Annotated in this window: 26 protein-coding genes and 3 pseudogenes; 16 read left to right on the top strand and 13 right to left on the bottom strand. The window is 56.6% G+C overall.

All coding sequences use genetic code 11. The annotated features are described in order from the left end of the window. Positions 1-414: 414 nt before the first annotated feature. Both ASD52_RS17060 and ASD52_RS17055 read right to left on the bottom strand, forming a co-directional pair. Entirely contained in the window at positions 415-687 is a 273-nt protein-coding gene (locus ASD52_RS17060) for a hypothetical protein (RefSeq protein ID WP_057224901.1), read from the bottom strand. A gap of 122 nt (positions 688-809) precedes the next feature. Continuing rightward, positions 810-1,013 (bottom strand): CsbD family protein, encoded by a 204-nt coding sequence (locus ASD52_RS17055; RefSeq protein ID WP_057224899.1) that lies wholly within the window; start codon positions 1,011-1,013, stop codon positions 810-812. A gap of 384 nt (positions 1,014-1,397) precedes the next feature. Here ASD52_RS17055 and ASD52_RS17050 point away from each other — a divergent pair, with 384 nt between their 5' ends. Further along, positions 1,398-2,276: a DUF72 domain-containing protein gene (locus ASD52_RS17050; RefSeq protein ID WP_057224968.1), complete on the top strand. Its 879-nt coding sequence runs from the start codon at positions 1,398-1,400 to the stop codon at positions 2,274-2,276. Positions 2,277-2,412: 136 nt separating this feature from the next. Here ASD52_RS17050 and ASD52_RS17045 read toward each other — a convergent pair whose 3' ends face one another. After that, a complete protein-coding gene (locus tag ASD52_RS17045) occupies positions 2,413-2,727 on the bottom strand; it encodes a hypothetical protein (RefSeq protein ID WP_057224898.1) in 315 nt (104 codons plus the stop codon). 731 nt (positions 2,728-3,458) lie between these two features. Here ASD52_RS17045 and ASD52_RS17035 point away from each other — a divergent pair. Further along, positions 3,459-3,929, top strand: a complete 471-nt coding sequence (locus ASD52_RS17035) for a GNAT family N-acetyltransferase (protein ID WP_057224895.1) — start codon at positions 3,459-3,461, stop codon at positions 3,927-3,929. A 576-nt stretch (positions 3,930-4,505) separates the two neighbouring features. On the opposite strand, the gene ASD52_RS40040 is transcribed toward ASD52_RS17035, so the two are convergent. From ASD52_RS40040 to ASD52_RS17020, 3 genes are all read right to left on the bottom strand, one after another. Beyond that, positions 4,506-4,685, bottom strand: a complete 180-nt coding sequence (locus ASD52_RS40040) for a hypothetical protein (protein ID WP_244497474.1) — start codon at positions 4,683-4,685, stop codon at positions 4,506-4,508. Positions 4,686-5,169: 484 nt separating this feature from the next. Continuing rightward, positions 5,170-5,532, bottom strand: a complete 363-nt coding sequence (locus ASD52_RS17025) for a hypothetical protein (RefSeq protein WP_057224891.1) — start codon at positions 5,530-5,532, stop codon at positions 5,170-5,172. A 405-nt stretch (positions 5,533-5,937) separates the two neighbouring features. Next, positions 5,938-6,141: a cold-shock protein gene (locus ASD52_RS17020; RefSeq protein ID WP_057224890.1), complete on the bottom strand. Its 204-nt coding sequence runs from the start codon at positions 6,139-6,141 to the stop codon at positions 5,938-5,940. Between the two features lie 310 nt (positions 6,142-6,451). Here ASD52_RS17020 and ASD52_RS17015 point away from each other — a divergent pair, with 310 nt between their 5' ends. Beyond that, complete coding sequence (locus ASD52_RS17015; protein WP_057224888.1) at positions 6,452-6,754, top strand: hypothetical protein; 303 nt, start codon at positions 6,452-6,454, stop codon at positions 6,752-6,754. Between the two features lie 132 nt (positions 6,755-6,886). Here the strand turns inward: ASD52_RS17015 and ASD52_RS17010 are convergent, their stop codons facing one another. Then, on the bottom strand, positions 6,887-7,087 hold the full coding sequence (locus tag ASD52_RS17010) for a hypothetical protein (protein WP_057205314.1): 201 nt from the start codon (positions 7,085-7,087) through the stop codon (positions 6,887-6,889). A gap of 198 nt (positions 7,088-7,285) precedes the next feature. On the opposite strand from ASD52_RS17010, the gene ASD52_RS40610 reads away from it, so the two are divergent. The 3 genes and pseudogenes from ASD52_RS40610 to ASD52_RS37355 all read left to right on the top strand — a co-directional run bounded on the left by ASD52_RS40610 (position 7,286) and on the right by ASD52_RS37355 (position 8,418). Then, a complete protein-coding gene (locus ASD52_RS40610; RefSeq protein ID WP_272502218.1) occupies positions 7,286-7,450 on the top strand; it encodes a TetR/AcrR family transcriptional regulator C-terminal domain-containing protein in 165 nt (54 codons plus the stop codon). Then, positions 7,450-7,683: a TetR/AcrR family transcriptional regulator C-terminal domain-containing protein gene (locus ASD52_RS40605; RefSeq protein ID WP_057224886.1), complete on the top strand. Its 234-nt coding sequence runs from the start codon at positions 7,450-7,452 to the stop codon at positions 7,681-7,683. Before ASD52_RS40610 ends, ASD52_RS40605 begins: the two co-directional genes overlap by 1 nt. Positions 7,684-7,957: 274 nt before the next feature. After that, positions 7,958-8,418 (top strand): annotated as a pseudogene (locus ASD52_RS37355) (YbhB/YbcL family Raf kinase inhibitor-like protein). A 1,283-nt stretch (positions 8,419-9,701) separates the two neighbouring features. Here ASD52_RS37355 and ASD52_RS16985 read toward each other — a convergent pair. Next, positions 9,702-9,962 (bottom strand): hypothetical protein, encoded by a 261-nt coding sequence (locus ASD52_RS16985; protein ID WP_057205331.1) that lies wholly within the window; start codon positions 9,960-9,962, stop codon positions 9,702-9,704. Between the two features lie 75 nt (positions 9,963-10,037). On the opposite strand from ASD52_RS16985, the gene ASD52_RS16980 reads away from it, so the two are divergent. The 5 genes and pseudogenes from ASD52_RS16980 to ASD52_RS40760 all read left to right on the top strand — a co-directional run bounded on the left by ASD52_RS16980 (position 10,038) and on the right by ASD52_RS40760 (position 11,100). After that, positions 10,038-10,235, top strand: coding sequence for a lysozyme (locus ASD52_RS16980; protein ID WP_057224880.1), 198 nt, complete (start codon positions 10,038-10,040; stop codon positions 10,233-10,235). After that, the gene (locus ASD52_RS38495; protein ID WP_156612983.1) at positions 10,228-10,398 is read left to right on the top strand and encodes a hypothetical protein; all 171 of its coding nucleotides are present in this window, start codon (positions 10,228-10,230) and stop codon (positions 10,396-10,398) included. Before ASD52_RS16980 ends, ASD52_RS38495 begins: the two co-directional genes overlap by 8 nt. A 147-nt stretch (positions 10,399-10,545) precedes the next feature. Then, positions 10,546-10,738: pseudogene (locus ASD52_RS40035) on the top strand (hypothetical protein); the annotation flags it as partial. Positions 10,739-10,820: 82 nt separating this feature from the next. Then, positions 10,821-10,973 (top strand): DUF1515 family protein, encoded by a 153-nt coding sequence (locus ASD52_RS40765; RefSeq protein ID WP_082571826.1) that lies wholly within the window; start codon positions 10,821-10,823, stop codon positions 10,971-10,973. Then, positions 10,954-11,100 (top strand): DUF1515 family protein, encoded by a 147-nt coding sequence (locus ASD52_RS40760; RefSeq protein ID WP_082571825.1) that lies wholly within the window; start codon positions 10,954-10,956, stop codon positions 11,098-11,100. The genes ASD52_RS40765 and ASD52_RS40760 overlap by 20 nt, the downstream gene beginning before the upstream one ends. A gap of 938 nt (positions 11,101-12,038) precedes the next feature. Here the strand turns inward: ASD52_RS40760 and ASD52_RS16970 are convergent. Further along, a complete protein-coding gene (locus tag ASD52_RS16970; RefSeq protein WP_057224876.1) occupies positions 12,039-12,293 on the bottom strand; it encodes a hypothetical protein in 255 nt (84 codons plus the stop codon). Between the two features lie 355 nt (positions 12,294-12,648). Between ASD52_RS16970 and ASD52_RS38480 the strand changes: the two genes are divergently transcribed. Then, positions 12,649-13,014: a hypothetical protein gene (locus ASD52_RS38480; protein WP_156612982.1), complete on the top strand. Its 366-nt coding sequence runs from the start codon at positions 12,649-12,651 to the stop codon at positions 13,012-13,014. A 47-nt stretch (positions 13,015-13,061) separates the two neighbouring features. Here ASD52_RS38480 and ASD52_RS16960 read toward each other — a convergent pair whose 3' ends face one another. Further along, positions 13,062-13,268, bottom strand: a complete 207-nt coding sequence (locus ASD52_RS16960; RefSeq protein ID WP_057224872.1) for a hypothetical protein — start codon at positions 13,266-13,268, stop codon at positions 13,062-13,064. Positions 13,269-14,113: 845 nt separating this feature from the next. On the opposite strand from ASD52_RS16960, the gene ASD52_RS16955 reads away from it, so the two are divergent. Then, positions 14,114-14,419: a DUF1236 domain-containing protein gene (locus ASD52_RS16955; RefSeq protein ID WP_057224870.1), complete on the top strand. Its 306-nt coding sequence runs from the start codon at positions 14,114-14,116 to the stop codon at positions 14,417-14,419. Positions 14,420-14,477: 58 nt separating this feature from the next. Here ASD52_RS16955 and ASD52_RS16950 read toward each other — a convergent pair whose 3' ends face one another. Continuing rightward, a complete protein-coding gene (locus ASD52_RS16950; RefSeq protein ID WP_225906603.1) occupies positions 14,478-14,657 on the bottom strand; it encodes a hypothetical protein in 180 nt (59 codons plus the stop codon). A 114-nt stretch (positions 14,658-14,771) separates the two neighbouring features. Further along, positions 14,772-15,065 carry a hypothetical protein gene (locus ASD52_RS16945; RefSeq protein WP_057224867.1) on the bottom strand — a complete coding sequence of 98 codons (294 nt, stop codon included), beginning with the start codon at positions 15,063-15,065 and terminating at the stop codon, positions 14,772-14,774. A 230-nt stretch (positions 15,066-15,295) separates the two neighbouring features. Here ASD52_RS16945 and ASD52_RS16940 point away from each other — a divergent pair, with 230 nt between their 5' ends. Then, on the top strand, positions 15,296-15,676 hold the full coding sequence (locus tag ASD52_RS16940; protein WP_057224865.1) for a DUF4440 domain-containing protein: 381 nt from the start codon (positions 15,296-15,298) through the stop codon (positions 15,674-15,676). Between the two features lie 16 nt (positions 15,677-15,692). Here the strand turns inward: ASD52_RS16940 and ASD52_RS16935 are convergent, their stop codons facing one another. After that, positions 15,693-15,935: a hypothetical protein gene (locus tag ASD52_RS16935; RefSeq protein ID WP_057224864.1), complete on the bottom strand. Its 243-nt coding sequence runs from the start codon at positions 15,933-15,935 to the stop codon at positions 15,693-15,695. 974 nt (positions 15,936-16,909) lie between these two features. Here ASD52_RS16935 and ASD52_RS16925 point away from each other — a divergent pair. Beyond that, positions 16,910-18,187: a glycosyltransferase gene (locus ASD52_RS16925; protein ID WP_063991846.1), complete on the top strand. Its 1,278-nt coding sequence runs from the start codon at positions 16,910-16,912 to the stop codon at positions 18,185-18,187. Between the two features lie 63 nt (positions 18,188-18,250). Further along, positions 18,251-18,523 (top strand): annotated as a pseudogene (locus tag ASD52_RS16920) (ATP-dependent DNA ligase); the annotation flags it as partial. Positions 18,524-18,680: the final 157 nt, after the last annotated feature.

Raw genomic sequence — 18,680 nt, 5'->3', positions numbered from 1 at the left:
ATCTCTCTTAGTTGAGCAGCGCCTGCAATTGCCGGTCGAGGATTAGTTGTCCTCAGAGCTCTGTCGTTCCGGTAGTTGAGCTCGACTTTACGGGGCGATTTCGTGTCCAGAAAAACAAAGCGGTCGATTTCCGCCTTCGCGAGAACCCGATCATCCGGTTGGGGAACTGAACCCGGAGAATTTGGCACATGACGTCCGAGCGCAAAAGCGCGGGATGGGCACCGATGGGCCTGGATGAAATAATGACGTGCGCGGCACCGTCTTCAAAGACCAAGAGAATCCGAGAGCGCTGGCAGCTGCCCGCAAGGAAATCGGCGGTTGTGTCGCCGGCTTCTTCAAGCTTCCGAAAGCTGTTGACCCGGATTCAGGGATCCGATGCCCTTGGCGTTTCGTACTCGCTCTATGCGCTTCACATTATGCACGACGGTCCGCTAACGGATCATGCCTGGCTACATCAGCCAGAATCTTAAGACTATCGCCTTCCAGCTGTTGGCACAGCGTTTCGTAATCCTCTAACATCTTTGGATCTGGCTTGCGCTGCCCGCGCACCTCATCGCGGCTCAAAACCGCGATACCATAGGCTTCCATCAGATCATTAAAAGCTGGAAAATTGGCGTCGGAAATCTGCTTGCTATGTTGCGGCCACCGGATCATCAGGCGGGCTCGCCCAACGTTCTGGAAATCCATCATCTACTCCCTAATGGAACGCAAGAGACCGTCGCGTTGCTTGGCAGAAGCCTGGTGCGTTCGACATCGTGTCGGTGAACTAGACATAGTAATGCCCCGCCCAAGGCGGGGCAGGTCAAGGATCACCAATCCTGACGTCCATACCAATTGTCTACGTCTTGGCGGACGCGGTCTTTTTCGAGACCGTAGCGTTCTTGAATCTTGCCCTCAAGCTGGTCGCGCTTGCCGGCGATTTGGTCAAGGTCGTCATCGGTCAACTTGCCCCACTGTTCTTTTACTTTTCCCTTAAACTGTTTCCAATTCCCCTCGACGCGATCCCAGTCCATTTGCGGTTCCTCCAGTTGCTGTACGATTGGGAAACGCTTGCTTTCGGCTTTTGTTCGCACGGGTCGGCAAATAAACATCAGGACTGTGCGACGGATGCATTCGTTCATGGACCCACGGCGCCCGATCTTGCCCAGCAATCGCCGCAGCCTTGTTCGACGCCCGGCCAAAATTTGAGTTAGTTCTCGAAGTCGATGCTCGATGCCATTGAATGTCGGAAGCGGCGTGACACGGCAGGGGCGCTCGGCTGCGCGTATCGTGTGCCAACCGCAACGACGCCGATGCGCGGACAGCTGCGTCGCTCTGCCAAGAAGCAACTCTGCGAACTGGCCAGAGGAACAAACATCGCACTCGAGAATTGCCATCTGAAAACGTGGAGTTATTCGGTGGCGGAACGCTCTCCTGAAGAAATTGAGAAACGGCGAACACGGCGTGCGGAGCGCAGGCAGAAGCAGCGGATTGCCAATGTCGAGCGCGCGAGGAAAATGCAGTCGGCCCGTCTTGCCAGGGAGGGCAATGCCGGCTCGGATTCCGTTCAGCCCCCATTGAACGGCCTCCATATCGGTTGTTCCGGCTGGTATTACTGGCACTGGAAAGGGAAGCTTTATCCGGCGGATGCACCTTCGAAAGAATGGTTCTCCATTTACGCTCAGGAATTCGACACGGTCGAACTCAACGCGCCGTTCTATTCCTGGCCCACACTTGCGACAGTCAGGACCTGGCTGCGCCAAGCGAATCCCAAGTTCGTTTACACGGTAAAGGTCTGCGAGCTCATCACCCACGTAAAGCGGTTTGATGATACCCGCATCTTAATTGCGGACTTCGCTTACATTGCCGATCTGCTCGGCCCAAAGATGGGCTGCTTTCTTTTTCAACTGCCTCCCAGCATTCGCTACTCCCCCGAGATGTTACGCACCATTATTGATCAGCTCGATCCTCGGCAGAGAAACGTTCTGGAATTCCGCCACAAGAGCTGGTGGAACGCCGAGGTTTTCAGCGCTTTCCGAAACGCGGGGGTCATTTTTTGCTCCTGCAGCGGTCCTCGATTGCCCGAGGAGCTCGTGCAAACGACCGATGATATTTATATACGCTTTCATGGAGTCAAGCAGTGGTACCGGCATGACTATAGTGACGCTGAATTGGCGGTATGGGCTGAACGCATCCGAAAAAGCAACGCGAAAACTGTTTGGGCCTATTTCAACAACGATCGCGATGGCCACGCTATCAAGAATGCAAAGCGGCTATTGGAACTGCTGCAGCAATAGACGAGACCGGTTTGACGCTGGCGCCCGCTGTGCACTGGAATAGAGATATCTCAATGGAAATCGGCGGGGCACGCAGGCTAGGCGTGCCGCGCCAATTCTCATCGAGCGCCAGCAGTTTCTTCATCGCTCGAGTTGCTCAGTGATGGGTATGCTGCTCGTTGCGCTTGCGGGTCGCAGCCGCTTTTTTAGCGGACGCTGAACGCGCTTCCTTTGATCTTGCAGCCGAGGCTTTGCCGCCTTCTCTACCGCCCTTCTCTGACGAGGCATGACTTTCCTCGTGACCGCGACCAGAACCGGACTTGTTGCCGCCGCCACTTTCCTTGTTTACAGTAGCCCAAGCCCGCCGTTCCGCTTCGTCCTTCGAAACACCGTGGTCCTCATAGCCTTCTTCGATATGCTCAGCCTTGCGCTTTTGCTTGTCGGTATAAGCGGATTTGTCGCCACGAGGCATCAGATTTCTCCTTCTCCGGTTTCTTTCTTTTCCTCGAACTGCGAACGACCGTTAAGGTTCCCTCTCGCCGTCATCGGAAGGGTCATGTTACCTATTGGCCGGGTTGGGGAAGCGCAGTTAGCTACGATTTCCAGTTTTTGGACAGGCTTATTACGAGCATCAATGTGTCGAGTCTTGATCGCATTGGCCCGAACCGCTCGTAAAGTTCGTGCGCACGCCCAATGCCAAGATCGTAGACGGCAGCGAACTCGTGGAGGGTATAGATGTCGCGAGCCTGCGGCAAAGCTGATGTATCCGTCTGGGCTATCGTTCTCATTCCCGAAGAACACCGAAAACGGATGGAAGTTCCACTGGTTCGGCTCGTAGAAATCAGGGCATACCCGGTGGGATCGCTTACTTTCAGCCGCCGCGTCGATCCCGTTCTTGCCTGCGGGTGGCAGCTTGGGTTACCGGCGTCGGTTGTCAAATAAGCTTGCTGTCCGCGCAAGAAATCGATTTAAGTGCGCTTCCCCCAAAGAGCAACCAGAGGAGGCGGCCCGATGCCTAAATCAAACAAAACAATAGCGCTCGCTGGTTCCGATCTAGGCTGTTTGCACTAGGCTTCTCAAGCGAGCACATCATCTGCACCGCGTATTTGGCAAAGCCCCGAAATTACCGAGGCTGACGGCTACGCGTGTTCAATCCTCTCGATATCTTGGCGCTGTTGTAGGCGCCGCAGAGAAAGTGCTTTCATGCAAGACTCTAACCCTATTCAAGTCACAACCTCGATCGTCACCGTTGAAAGGATCAAGCCGGAAGATCACACCTGCGTGCTGGCCTTACAGCCGCATTCTCACGAACTTTCCTATGTGGCTAGCAACGCCGCTTCGTTGGAAGAAGCCGACGAAAACCCCGCTTGCACGGCGCTCGTCATCCGGGCACAAGGTGAGCCGGTCGGGTTTGCCATGTACGCCCTGGATGAAGACGACGGCAATTACTGGGTCTATCGCCTCATGATCGACGCGCGTTTTCAGGGTATGGGATATGGCCGTGCTGCCCTGTCCAGAATCATCCAAAAGCTCGCGGAGTTGCCTGACTGCTCATGCATTGTTCTCGGTGTAAAACCCGAAAACGAGCGCGCACGTCGTCTCTACGAGAACGCCGGTTTTCAGGTCACCGGGGAGATCATCGATGGCGAAATCGTAATGCGTTATGATTTCTAAATCGCAAGGCTTGGGCGAGCATATGCTCGCCCAAGCCTCGTTCCATCAGCAGCCACGAGAGAACGCTTCCAATTGGCCAGAGTTGGTTGATCTACCTGTCCCTTGGATAGCCACGGCCTTATCTCGTCGGCGCGTATAGGCGTCGTATCGTGGGAGGGTGTCCGACAGCTGGAACCAGGGCAACTTCATGCACCAGTATCCATGCGCGCGAGGCTCAAATCTCTCAGGATTGTCCATAAATCCAATCGTCAGCCAAATCTCATCGTTAGGTCCGTCGTCGCATCCGAGGACGTCCCGCGATCGGCGCAAAACGATCTCTCCACGCCAGGTATTTTGGAGAAGGTGGAGGGAACACCGCTGGCGAACCTGACCTGGTGCCGCCATCCAAACGGCGAGCGGACTTCCAATCGCTTTTCTGCAATCGCGATCGTGGTCATAATTGATCCAACATGGCTCCCCCACAATCTCAGCGGTGATCGCGCCACAGAAGCGCGAAGCTTTGTCTAAACGCTGATGCATTTCCCAAGCCCGCTAACCGTGCCTTCCGGACAAATAAAGCGTCGGTCTTCGTAGACCTCAAGGTAGTTCGAGTGAAGGAGAAGCGGCGAGGCTACGGATCTTCATATAGGCGAGAGCCCAAGAGTGAATTCCGCCCTTGTCCGGCTCAACTTCAATGAGGAATCGGAAATTGCCGGGCTTACCAATTGACTCTAATCGATCGAGGACTTCCAGGATCCGGTCGTCAACGCGGTACAATTCACCGCGTACGCGATGCCCCGTCCCTGGTTCGTTGAATCATCGGCGCAAACCTTGGCCCCGCGATGACAAGCGGAAGCACGCTCGGGTTCGGTGGGCACCAAGAAACTCCGCCTGGGAAAGACCGCCCTTTTCATGAAATGGAAAGCCCTTCTTCAGGGTGCCGAAAGCAAATACACAATGAGGCATATTTCGTTACCGACGCTTCTATGTTGACTGGACGGCCTGACGCCCACCTCGTCATCATGCTATTTGCGGCCAGCCGGTCGTCCGGGTTTTACGCTTTCCCAGGCTTCTTCAATTCCGACCCGCGCTGCGCGAGAGAGGCCAGCAACCACGAGATCAGCGGCTATCAACGGATGTTCACGAACCAGCTTTTTGACAATTTTAGCCGCCGCGGCAGCTTTGGCCTGCTTGACCAACCCCTTGCCCGTGCGGCTTCGAGCGAACCGTTCCAACCGGCTGGAATGGGGCGGCGCTGTCGCTAGTGGACGACGACGCCCTTGCGAGGGTTTTCGCGCTTCGCCTTTCGGTATTTTTTTGGGATCGCGGCCATTGCGGTTTCCCGCACAACATCTAGCGCGGCATCTGATCCCTGCTGGAATGCCCGGCCAAGCAGCCCGAGAGCCCTGCGACCCCTTCGTTTTCCGGATTTGGCCGCGTCCGAAATCTCGTCCTTTTCCTCAACCATGATGGCTGCAGCCGCACCCGCACCCGCGATCAACGCCTTGGCAAGTACATCTCGCCCCGCATTGCTCGCCAGCAGGGTTTTTAAAAGAGCATTCTTGCGAATGGTCCTTGGCACTTTATAGCCTGCGACCTTCTTGGGGATTTTCATCTTCGCCATGTCCTCCTCCTTGCTGAATCCCAAACGCCAATCGTGACCTCTGGTTCCCTACTCAAACGGGCCGAGCACGGATATCATTGAAGGCGGCCAGTTCACGCCGAGACGAATAACCTCGCCCCGACGACCCCAACGACGATCAAACTGATGGAAGCAGAAGGCGATTCACTCGCTGGCCGAACAATCATCCCGAGAATCGCGACGCCAACCGCTCCCAGGTCGGTCCAGATGATGTAAGCCGTTGCTATTGGCAGGCCTCGCCCTGGCCACCATGTTCAGGAAGCGCTGCGTTACGGCAGGACAGCGGTAATCGAGCTCGCGAGGCTTAGCGCAGAACGGAATCGCGATCCTCGCCGAGCTCTTACTGCGGTCACACGCTTAAGAAAGCGTCGCTAGCTACAATATGGTTCAAAGCGGGCTTACGTTCTCCGCCTTCGACTTTCCAGTCTTTCTGTCCTGACCCAATTCATAGCTGACCTTCTGGCCCTCGCGCAGCAGGTCCCCCGTTGAAAGCGCCGAAACATGCACGAAAACATCCGTGCCGCCATTGTCAGGCGAGATGAAACCAAATCCTTTGTCTTGATTGAAAAATTTAACAGTACCGGTTGGCATGAAATGGTCCTTTTGAATGGCTAAACTTCTCGATCACGATCTTACCGCTGAAGGAGGAAGGCGGCAATCCTCCCTCATCCTACTGTCCTGGCGCAGCAATCACGGGCGGGAGTGCAACTGCATTTGATTCCCATAGCAGTGCGATCCGATCTCTCTGGAGAAGGGTTGCTCGGAGTCGAATAGCGTTTGCCAAGCTGTCGCCGTCAGAAGAGAGGCGCATTTTCATAAAATTGGCGTTCCCGTTTTCACCGGATTGGAGGATCGGAGGGCTAGGAAAGGTCAGTGACACTATCTTGGGAAAGAACCAACTATGCAACCGACCCATGATGTGGCTGTCTGCGTAGACGAAGCCATGGGGTGGCTCGCTCAAAGGCTGACAACACTGCTCCACTCGAATTACGGCGGTAAAACGATCTTCGACATGCTGGTCATTGAAGCGACCCCCTGTTTCCCTGCGCTGAAGCAAGCAGATATACGTTTTGTGGTCCACTACCTCATCGAGGACCGCCTCGACCGCCTTATCGCGTCAAATCGCTGTTCGCCGCTCAAGTTCGGGGCCAGAATCATTCCGTTCCCGCCCACACGTGAGCGAAATCACCGGAGTACAGGCTAAAATCTGAGCGTAGCAACGAGGGCTGGTCATCTTCTGGTGCGTACGCACCACCGCCTGGGCTTCCTGTGGGGCCTGCCTCAACACAACTCCAACACTCACATGGCGATTGTTCGGATGTTCTAAGCGCGTTGGCTAGTGGCCCGAGTTGGCGGGGACTCCAAGTTCCTTCATTTTCCGGTCGAGTTCAGCTTTTTGGGGACCGAATTTCACGAAGATTTCACGGGCGGCGAGCGGTGTCAGGTGATAGGCAGCGATGAACTCTTCCAGATCGTAGCGATCGGACCAGGGACCGACGAGCTTGCTATTTTGATGGCTGGTATTATCACCTCGCATCATGGGCCTCCCAATCGGGCGCACTCGGAATCGGCAGACAATCCGCTCTTCATCCTAAGCGCGGTTAGCCTTCAATCACGGTGAGAAAACGTCCTAGCAAAGGCTGAGACCAGAGTGCGCCATTTGATTACCTTCGTTAACACAGATAATCGTACATAGTTCCGATATCTCTAATATAAACGCCCAGCTTGCTCAGGATTGCTGTCCCATGCCCACTTCCGGCTGGCGCTACTGGCTTATCGTGACGGCGCGCGCATTCATGCCGGCACCCGGCCAAGCGCGCCGCAATTGGGAGCGGCCGAGGCGCAGCTTCGCTCCTGTGCGACGCCGGCTTCTCGGCCAGCGATGCGGCCCATGCCTTGATGACGATCAGTTACTTCACCGTTGGGGCGGTTTTGGAGCAACAGGCCAGGGAGAAGGACGATGGCGAGCGTGACGGCGTCATCAGTTCGATGGCGATGTGTCCGCTGCTTCGGTCGCGATGGACATCCTCGACGAGGCTGGCCCCTGACGCAGCGTTCGATCATGGCCTGGCAGTGATTCTGGATGGATTGGAGAAAAAATCCCTGCCGGGGAATAAGAACGTTCACCGATGATCGGGCCGGAAGTTCGCGCAACGCCGCAAGTGCCTCATCTGTCGAACGGAAATTGGTTCGGAACGTCACCGGCCCCTCAGGGAGACCTTCACCAGGTTCGGGCTGAATAGTCTGATTATCTTTCTTGTTTACAGGTTACCTGACCATCGCCGCTCAAACTAGCTGCCGCGCCAGATGTTCCCAGAATCGCAGCCGGCGGAGTTGGAACCATGGAGGAAGTCTGAGGTTTGGGGGAAGCCGCCCTAATGGAGCCTCAAGCCACCGGAGATTTCAGATGACCATGACACTGATAAGCCCCGCTTTTGCGGACGGCGAGTTGATACCTGAAACATATACCCGTATGGGTGAAAACCTTATGCCGGCGCTCAAGTGGACCGGCGCTCGGGAGGGTGTCAAAAGCTTCGCGTTGATCGTCGAAGATCCGGACGCACCACGAGGCGTGTTCCGGCACTGCGGTGTTTTCAACATACCCCGCGACTGGAGTGAACTACCGCAAAGTTCCGACACCGCACCTGGCGGTGGCCCGAGTTTTTGTCGAAATGATTTCGGCAATTCCCGTTATGACGGTCCCGAGCCCCCAAAGGGTCACGGCCCCCACCGCTACAGGTCCTGCCTCGCGGCTCAGTTCCAAGTTTGGCAGTGCCTGCCGTGGCGGGTATCGAGGCGATGTGGAACATGGCTCAAAAACACATCCTTTCCCAAGCAACTCTGACCGGTACCTACGAACAGGCGTGAGCAAGCCCCGGTTTCGAAGTGATAGGTTGGAGGCATAAGAATGTCCTCCTCGTCAACTTGCTCAAACGCCAGAACATGCTGTTGGAAGAAAATGAGTGGCACGCTCATGGGCTCACCAACCTGGCCAACATGCTCAACGAAGCACTGGTCTTGGATCGACACGACGCGAACCATGTCGCCAGTGTCCGCATTCGCCTCTCGGTTTTGCTCAGCCGTTGAGTCTCACAGCCCGTTTCAGATGGGTTCTGAGCAGAGCCCGCAGTTGCACACCCACGAAACTGTGACCAGCATCGTCAGCGACAGCCTACCGTCCGTGCTGGCACAATGTTGGCGGATAAATTGGAGGCGCTGAAAAGCTCGGCTTGCGCTCCGCCTGAAGCGGGGCATACAATGCAAGTGTCTGTGAATTCGAACGCTCAGACGGGGCCTCTTGTCCTATTCGTAGGAGAAGGGGCCTTTTACGTCTCAGCGCTCTCGTCACAACCTGCGCCGCGTGCTTCGAACAGGACCTCTCAGTATGAAGATTGCCAGCTAGCTCGAATCCGTATGCGACTTCGAAGAAGGCCACTTTCATGGGATGTGGCAGACAGGGAGTTGTTGACCGGATCGCCGTGGATCTCAGTCAGACGCCGGGTTACCTCCTCTTCGATCCCTCTGCTTGCCACCTCGTACTCGAATAGAAGACTTTGGTCTGGCTGCTCTGGCTCTCGCAGTTCGGCCAACCGTTCGGCTGCGAGTGCATACGCCTCAAAAAGGTCATTCAGCTCCGCCGAACGGGTCCCAATTTCGAGCGCGCGTCGAAACTTCGGCAGTCTCGCCCACAGACGGCGACGTCCTAATTCGCTAAGGTTCTGCATTTTCCTCTCCCTTTCGGTGCAATCTAAGATGGCGCCACCAAGGAAGGGTTAAACCGAAATTTCAATTGCGAGAGATCTTGCCATCAAGCCGACAGGGCAGGTGATTATGCGCAAGCATCAGGACGGCTGGCGGCCTGCCGCCACCTCGCGTTCTTTCCGCCATTCATCATGGCAACAGCGTCGGCCTCCCTTGCGCGGCACATGGTCTCGTATTCGGCCAGCAGCTCAGCTCGAACGGGATATTCCTTGCGTATATCGTCGATCATCAAAACCGACGCGGCATAGAACTCGCAGAGATTGAGGAATACCACGGTGTGGATCGACTGTAGCTTTTCACGATAGGCTTGGAGAGCGAGCCGGAGCCGTGCTCTTCCAACACATGGCCAGCCCTGATCTGGCGATTCCCATCAAGGACATTGCTATAAACTACCGCCAGATCTTGCTCGCGTTAAATGTTCGCAGCAGTCGATCGACCTCGCTTTCGATTTCAGTGCAGACGGCTTCCAAACCGTCGAGATCGACGGGGTCATGACTGACCGCAGCGGTCAATTCATCTATAGCCATGGCGGCGAGGGCGTATTCTTCACATAACGCACGAAAGGCCCGGCTCTGTTGCGCATCAATCAACGCTCGCAACGCTGGAAGCTTCAATTTCAGACGGGATCTACCGATCCTTTCAAGGTTCATAACGGTCTCTCCTGACCGTGCCTTCCCGCCTATCAACTATCGCATGTTTCCCTGAAAATAAAAGAGGTTAACACCATGAACCGACGCATCCAGGCGGCGGGCCTTGCGCTCGCCAAGCAGTGGGAAGGCCTGAAGACGAAGCCCTATCGCGACGTAGGCGGAATTTGGACCATCGGATATGGCCACACCAGCGCGGCAGAGGTGAGGCCCACGATGGTGATCACCGAGGCACGCGCCGAAGAGATCCTGCGCGCCGACCTCGCCCATGTTTGAGGAGCGAGTTGCGCGCCTCGTCAAGGTACCGTTGACCGGCAATCAGCACGCCGTGCTCGTGTCCTCTAATTTCAACACAGGCTCGCTCGGCAAGTCGACGCTGCTGAAGAAACTGGACAAAGGCGACCACGACGCCGTGCCGGCCGAGCTGAGAAGTGGGTGAAGGGTCTCGTCAACCGGCGGGCGGCTGAGGCTGGTCTTTGGGCTAAGAGAGAGTTCGTCTCCAGGAGGATGGCGCACGATCAGTCACCAACGCATTCGAGAGGCAAAGCAATGCGGCGGCACATTCCGCGGGCGATGCCGCTCTGATATGACACTTGTCCTGACTGGCTGTGGGACTTCGCAGCCAGCAAGTGTCGACGGCCTGCGGCGGGTCGTCTGAACTGACCTGGTCAGCGCGCGGGCCGACGCCGGCAGATCAGCGAATGGTAGACCGGACCGTCGTCGGCCTTTGCGCCGGCGGCATCTGGACCAATGCGGAATGCGTGAGGCATGGGAAGGGCGCTAGATGGCACCTGCGGATATTGATGCGGGTAGTACACAGGCAGCTCGGCGAGCTGGTGGCAGGCATGCGCGGTCTGCAAGATTCGATCAGACATTAGAGGAGGGGCAGAAGACAAGGCCGCAGCGAGCCGGGCCGGCGTTCACACCCGTATGGATCAGCTGGTCGACCGGGTCGGTGATGTCGAGGCGTCGGTAGCGGCGCGGGCGCGCGGAGATGAAACCGGTCACCGATGACGTAAAGCGTTGGAAGCTGATGGGCATCGGCGCACTCGGGGTCGCCGGCATTGCAGCGAGGGCGCTTGGCGTGAGTTTTGCCGAAGCCATTCGACGCATCGTGTTGGTGATCATTGGGAAGGTTTGACAACAACGGAGTGCAGGCAAATTGTCTCGCATCAGAGCGAATGCGGGTGTATCATTGAGGTGTTGAAGGCAATTCCCATTGCGGCTTCCGAGGCCCTCCGCTCGGCGGCCGCATTTTCTTTGCGATCGCCTTACGCAAGTTGCCGGATAATAATTCTTGCGACCCCACCTGAGATGTCTCTCTGATTATAGGGACGGGTGATTGTCCTCCGCATCAATCCGGTTCGGCGAATATTTTCTGCATCCGCGCCAGCTTGCTTTGTAGAATCTTCAGCTTGTTTTCTGCGGCGTCAATTGCAGCAAAGCGTTTACTCTCTTGTTCCGTCCATCTTGCGGACCTTCACCGATGATATCCATTGGATGTGCGTCCAACACCTCGCAAATTTGCATCAACACTGGAATGGAGACGCGATTTGTCCCATTTTCGTATTTCTGAACCTGCTGAAAACGACAGGCCGATCAAGCTTCCGAGTTTCCCTTGGGAATACCCTCGCATCATACGTATGGCTCTACTGCGCTGGCCCATCTGCCTGGAAAGCGCTTTCCCCGCATCTGCCGTCGTCCGACCCATATGTATCCCCCTGTCGCTAGCACCTGTGTGTGTAATATGCGCAGCCGCTGGCGCATGGGAATTCTCACATATGAGAGTTGAGAAAGTGCAGTAAGCAGCTTGAACTGAAATAGGTACCTGCGGAAGGGGTCGTGAGAGTGGGACAGTGCTGCGGGACTGCTGGCGTAATACGGATCAGGTAACTGGCTTCTCACAACGAAGTTTTGCCGTCCGCAGGATTTCAACCCTTCATAAGCTTTCGGTGAAGCTTGGCTGATAGATGCGGTATTCCGCTACACCTAAAATCGTTGTAAAGTTAGGTACTGGGTACGCATAGATTCCGGCCTCCACAGCGGGGGCCGCTTTTTTTGAGGGGCGAGGGCGCTGCGCTATCCGCGCATGAGCTTTCGGGCGGCGGCAGCTCTGCTTTTGCGGCGGCCGCTATGGATGTCCACCATCAAGCTATAGAGCCATCGGCGCGTATCGGCTTTTGGTGCGATCTGGTCGAGGTCGTTAATCGCGAGTTCGAGCGTGTCCTCGACGAGCTCATCGGCTAGTATTTGCGACGAACGCAACGAATGAGCCCATGCTCGAAGCTCCGGCACCATTTCGGCCACAGTGGTCGCGCGTGTTTCGATTTTCATGGCTTGTCACTCCGTAGAATTGTACGGGCAACGGTCACACCAGCGGGATGTTCCGAATATAGCTACAAGTAGCTAGCGAACCTGGTGAAGAGCATCCTGATCGCCGGTTATCTTTGTTCGAACCGAGGAATCGTGCAGTTTCAGTCTTTCGTCCTTGCGTTGATTCCAGCGGATTGAGGAATTCGGAACTAGATGCGATGCAGGTGCTGGAAGGACGGCTTCGGGTGGATAAGCTTGCCGACGGGCGGGTGTTTGCACACAGCCTCAACCAACTACTCGGACACGGGTGAAACCCGCTTTTTTCTGTCAAATGGTCCGGTAGCCACAGTCAACTAGCCATCAACTTCAGCGCATCATGATCGTGGATGCCGCTTTGAAAAAGACCGATCAGACGCGCCGCGAGCTCAACAGCTTCCTCGCTATCAACGGCGAGGTGCCTTTCCTGGACGATTTCCCGGAAAACACATTCTATCTGTTTGAAGTCGTGAGGCGTAATTATCTCGATGCGAGATCCAACCACTTTGCTCATCGCCCTAATCCCAGCCGGCCCGGGGCGGAACAGGCCGACGTTAGCCCCGCGTTGAGTATGCGCCGTCGCCGGGGGATTTCAACTCTGGAATTTCGGGGGAGATCCGCACGCCGCGGGCGGCCGTTGTCTGTAAGCCGTAGTTTGTTCCAGGCGGCCGCCGGAGAGGAAGGTAGCGACCGCCTGGCTGTCTAGAGGGGCGGAGAGGAACTGCCGAGAGGTCGGTTTGTTCCCAATTAGTCTTAATGCCCAAGATTAGATTTTCCTGCTGCTCTTAGCTCGGCGACCTTGCGATCGAGGTCGATTTTGTACGGTCCGAATTTCTCGAACAGTTCGCGTGCGACAAGGGGGGTGAGCCGGTGCGCGCTAATGAATTCTTCCAGGTCATACCGCGTGTTCCAGCCGCGAACCACCTTGCTATACTGTTGTCTGGTGTCTTCATGTTGCATGGCTGTAGTCTCGACATTTGGGGTTTCGCAGCACGTAACCGGACTGCTTGATCAGCAAAAATCGCGTTTGGTAAAAAAGGTTCCCGTAAATCATTGCGCAATGTGCGTTTAATAAGCCATGCCTAAAGTGCCTGCGAAAGCCAAGCGCCCGAAGCAATTGCTCCTCGATGATGACGCTGTGCTTCGCGGGCGGACGAAGAGGCCGCGCGACCCTCCGTGCCTGTCTTTCGATCCCACCCCGGACCGCGTCAAGCCCTGCCTTGCGCTGCTAGCCAAGAGGGTGCCAGCCGCTGGCGACTGGGCGTTTGAAATCACCGCTTCTGGCCGCTGCGTTGGGCAGGACCAAGGGTCGGAGCTCGGTAGACGCCGCCGGGGCCCATAAGGGCCCAGGGGATACGCGCCAATTTGTTCGCCAAAGCGACTGCAATCAGCTTTGGCGGTCACGACCTGCGCGGCCATGGAATAGCGGGAGCGCCGGACGATGCTCGAAGATGCGATTGACGAGGGCCGCTCTGCCTCCACAGCGGGGGGACCGCTTCTCTGTGGGAAGCTGTCCCGACGAGCTCTAGTGGCTAAATGACGGGCTAGCCGCTTTGGTCGTGGCCGATCAGACAGGCGGCAAGCGCTTCAGCCTCTCGCTTTCCAATGCGGTGCCCACTTTAAAATGTGTCGAAGTCGCAGGTTCGATAAACGCACTTCCCGGACTATTGTCCTAAAGGCCCGCCAGACTAAGGTCGAAACCCCATGCGACTGAAGTCTGGCCATCGGAACGGCAATAGCCCAGCGGCGTTGGTAAGAAGTTCCCGCATCGAGTGTGGGAATACAACACCAGCCTGGAGAAGAAAATGAAGAAAATTGTCAGCTCAGCCGTCACAGCACTGCTTCTGCTCGGCGCTTCGAGCATCGCCCTGGCTCAGACAGTCATTGTCACCCCAGAGCAGGAAACGGTCGTCCGCGAATACGTGAAGAAGAAGCCCCTCGCTTCCATCAAACTTCCCGGAGTGGAGCTCAATGTCGGTTCGACGGTCCCCGAAACGGTGGAACTGCAGACCATTGATGCACCGGACATCACCTACCGATATGTGGTCGTTGACAACCGCACGGTGCTGGTGGACCCGGGCACCCGCAAGATCGTTCGGGTTATCGACTAGCTCTGATAGACGGCGTCCCTTCCCCTTCGGGGAAGGGGCAGCCAAACCGGACGCCGGGCTACTGGTTTCGCTGAAGCCATCGCGCCTCTAGCAGGGGAAGCAGTTCGACTACATCCGCCTGAAGGTTGCGGCAGATTTCCTCGTATTCCTCGATCAGCGCCTTCCGGCGGGGAAGTTCGCGTTGAAGATTATCCAGTGCCGTTGATGCCAGAGCGTAGCACTCAAACAGGTCGTCCAACCGCGGGTCCTTGGTTGTGAGCAACCACCCACGATGGCGCGGTAGCGCCATCCCCAAGCGAGCCCGCCCTAGCTTTAATAAGCTCATTCCGCGCCTCCCTTGGCCTGAGTAAAGCTATTTCGCCTCTACCTGGGGAAGGTACACGGCGACGTCCCCACTATTGTCGTTGAGAATTTCGCCTCCAACAATCAGGTAAACGGCTATCGCTGCTACCGAGAGAAGCATCACACCGATCGGCAGCCCGGTTGCTGCGGTCTTTTCGGGCTGCCTATATCTGTGCCTTTCGTACATCCTGATATCTCCCATGGTCTCTTCTAACCGGTAGCACCAGAGCCGCTCGCAGGGACGTTCGAACGGCTCTGGGCCGATACCACCCATGGCTTTTTCTCTGAGGGTCTTCAGCGACATGGGCTTAGTGATAAATTTAGCGCGACGCGACTTCGCAACAATCGACTTCAGACCTTTGCCGACGGTGAGTCAGACTGAAGTCCCATGGCGGAACTTCTCACTTTGTGGCTGGTTCGGTATCCTCGCGGTCGCATCGCCCAGGCACCCGCACGACATCCGCCTCGATCGCTGGCGTCGGACAACGCGGGCTGACCAGTCCAACGATAGCTTGCCCAATGGAGTGACCACCCTTGTCGAGCGCCGATCCCAACTTCGCCGAAATCCAGTTTCTCGAAGAAGCACTGCACCGACCATCGGTTAGGCATTCGAGGATAGCAATCGAAGCCTTGCTTGCAGAAGATTTTGTCGAGTTCGGTGCGTCGGGACGCGTATATCGTCGAGCAGAGGTCATCAATCTTTTGAGTCAGGGGGAGGACGAATCCGACAGCATTCTCCGAACGTCCAACTATGCTCTAGCGCCTATTTCGCAAAATGCGGTGCTTTTGACGTACCAGAGCCATCTCACGTATCGCGACGGGTCCGAACGATCCGCCTTGCGAAGTTCAATCTGGAAGCATGACGGGAAGAAATGGCAAATACTCTTCCATCAGGGGACAATGCAGCGGCCGTGACTGTGCGCCGTTAATCCTAGTGCAGCTTTCTCGCGAGACGGACAAGGCCGCCACCAAGCTCCAATGTTTCGAAATCGGCACTCACGAGGAAATAGCAGTCTGCAAGCTCCATCAACGCCATCGCGACTTCCTCGCGTGACCAACCGGCCCGTTGCGCTCGATCGGAGAGCGACAGGAACTCTGCCTCCAACGAGTCCTGGCAAAGGAGGACGCGATCTGGGTGGCCTTCCGGAAGCGTCGGCGCGGGAATTTTCGACATGGCGTATCCTCCTGCCGAGGAGGATAGGGCGCACTTTGCGTTCTACAAGGCTTCGCTAATTTAACGAACGACTGTCGACTAACGCACCTATCGGGTCTAGCCGTCCAATAGACTAGCCGAGCCCGTCGCGCAGATAGCTGGTCGTGGATAAAAGAATGGCCCCCTGTTGAGGGGGCCGGGAGTATGGGACAATGGCTGCGGGGGACTGCCATTATCCATGGGGTGCGCATAAAACGCGCCCGCCGGAAAATTGTTCCAATTTTTCGCGGAACAACGCGGCTTAAAATACGCTCACGAGACGACGACTTACTCTGTGACGCGGATTCATCTCGCCAATCGTCGCATCCAGTCGTATATTTAGCCATTGCTGATATTGACGGCGGCCTTCTCCCCCAGAGCCACGAAAAGAAGGCCGCTCTTTTTCAGTAGTCCCGCCGGTCAGGCTGCTACCCTCACGAATAACCAGCCATTTGCTTCAGCGCGTCGTGGTCGTGGATTCCGCGTTGAAACAGGCTGATCAGGTGCGCCGCAAGCTCATCGGCCTCCTCGCTGTCAAAGGCGAGAAGTCGTCAGACGTAATTAACTCTCAGCGAGATCCAACCGTTTTGGCCGTAGCCCTGGTCGCAGTTGCCCCGGAGAAGGTGCGCCGGCTCAGGCGGAATTCAACTGTGAAAAATACGGGGGACCCCAGGCGGTGAGTGTCGCAGCCAGACCGCCCGGGGTCGGCGTTGGGTTGCCTTCACAATATACCAACACCTATGCGCCCAAACGCCGGCGGCAGTGCATTGTTCCGTGACTTCCCACGTGCTCACAACTCGCAGATCTGCGGGTAGACAGCGCGCCTGATCGATGGCGGAGATCATACACTCCGACGAACTATCTACCGCGAATTGATATCTTGCGGTCGGAGGCAACAGGCGGCCAAATGGAGGCAGATCCGGGTCGCAAAGTTAAAGTCTCCGAGAGGCAATGTCATGCGACTTATCGTTGTCAACGACGTGTCAGTGGCTGTGGGCGGTGCGACCAAGGTTGCGCTCCAGTGCATAGAGGCAGGCGTTAAGGCAGGGCTCGAATGTTCCGTTCTGGTCGGCGACGACGGCGCAGGCATTCGCTCGCGATTTCCGAGCGTCGAGGTCGAGGCGCTGGGCGAGCGCCCCTTGCGCGACGGCGTCCGCTTCGCAAACGTGTTCGATAGGAATTTCAACGGCCGCGCCTACCGCGCCTTGCGCCGATTGCTCAAGTCCGGAGGCGACATGGTCGTTCATGTTCACGGTTGGTCGCAGATCCTGTCCCCCTCGATTTTTCATGCGCTGGCGCGTAGTGACGCCAAGGTGATCGTTACTGCACATGATTTCTTCCTGAGTTGCCCCAACGGGGCCTATGTTCACTATGGGAGGGGCGAGATCTGTCCTGAAAAACCGCTATCTGCCGGCTGCCTTTCCAGCTCCTGCGACAAGCGCAATTACCTAAACAAACTGTGGCGAGTTGCGCGATCGGTGACCCAGTGTGCAGCGGGAGAGGCGTTCTGGGGCCGGGTCGGCGTCATTCTGGCACATGAAGGCATGGAGCCCTACCTGACCGACGGACCCCTCCAAAATTTCCTGACATTGCGCACTCCGTCGACCCCACTCACCCAATTCCCGGTTGCGGCCTGGAAAAATGAACGCGCCCTGTTTCTGGGCCGGATGTCGGTGGAAAAGGGTGTGTGGGCGCTCGCCGAGGCGCTCAACTTGACGGGCAGAGCGGCAACCTTGATAGGTCAAGGGCCTCTGCTCCAAAAGATACAGCAGGCACTTCCCCACTGCTATGTCCCAGGATGGCTCGATGATTGCGAGGTTAAGGCATTCGCGGCCAAGGCACGCTATCTTCTTATGCCGTCGCGAATGCCTGAGCCTTATGGCCTCGTTGCCGCTGAGGCGATGATGTCGGGCATTCCGGTGCTTGCCAGCAGCAATGCGTTGATCTCCAGAGAAATCGAGAAAAACCAGGCAGGGTTGATGTTTCGGAGTGGCAACGTCGACTCACTCGCCGAGAAAATGGCATTGATGGAAAACGACGAACTCGTTCGGCATTTGAGCGAGGGCGCAATTGCCTACGGCAAGAGGGTCGCGCCTTCAATAGATGAATGGCGCCAACGGATGGTCGACATCTATGCTGGGCGGATCAAATTCGCAACGCGGAACCTGGTGGCGGAGGCGATGGTGCGACCCGAACGACAAACGTTCGAATTGGCCGGACCTGAAAGGCGCTAGCAATTATCGGAGCGCGAAGGTTTGAATACGAGAGGAGATGCCTAGCGCGATTTCGCGGTTGCTGCTGGCGAAGGCGACGAGCTGGTTTATGTCGGCGGCGTTGGGACCGGCTTTACTGACAAGATGGCCCGCGACCTTCGCAAGCAGCTGGCAGCCTTGCCGGCGAAGGTGCCGCCGGTCGCGCTGAAGCGGAAGAACGCCGTGTTCTGCGAGCCGGTATTCGTCGCCGAGGTCACCTATACCGAGATCACCAGCGACAGGAAGCTACGGCATCCATCGTTCAAAGGGCTGCGCGAGCTGGCCGACAATGTCGACGTGTTTGAGCGCAAAAAATAGGCCCCGGGGAAGAGGGGCCTAATCAAGGTTCGGGGAACAACTTAAACATAGTGTCCGGAAAAAGGTTCCCGCATCAATCCCGCTCGGCCAAAATTTTCTGCATCCGAGAGAGTTTGCTTTCCGCAATAGCAAGCCGCTGGACAAGCACGTTCGGTCT

Origin of the sequence: Ensifer sp. Root142, from assembly GCF_001426785.1 — a bacterium.
Taxonomy (GTDB): Bacteria; Pseudomonadota; Alphaproteobacteria; order Rhizobiales; family Rhizobiaceae; genus Ensifer; species Ensifer canadensis.
Note: the sequence above shows the minus strand (reverse complement) of the source record. Positions and strands in the feature narration are given on the sequence as shown.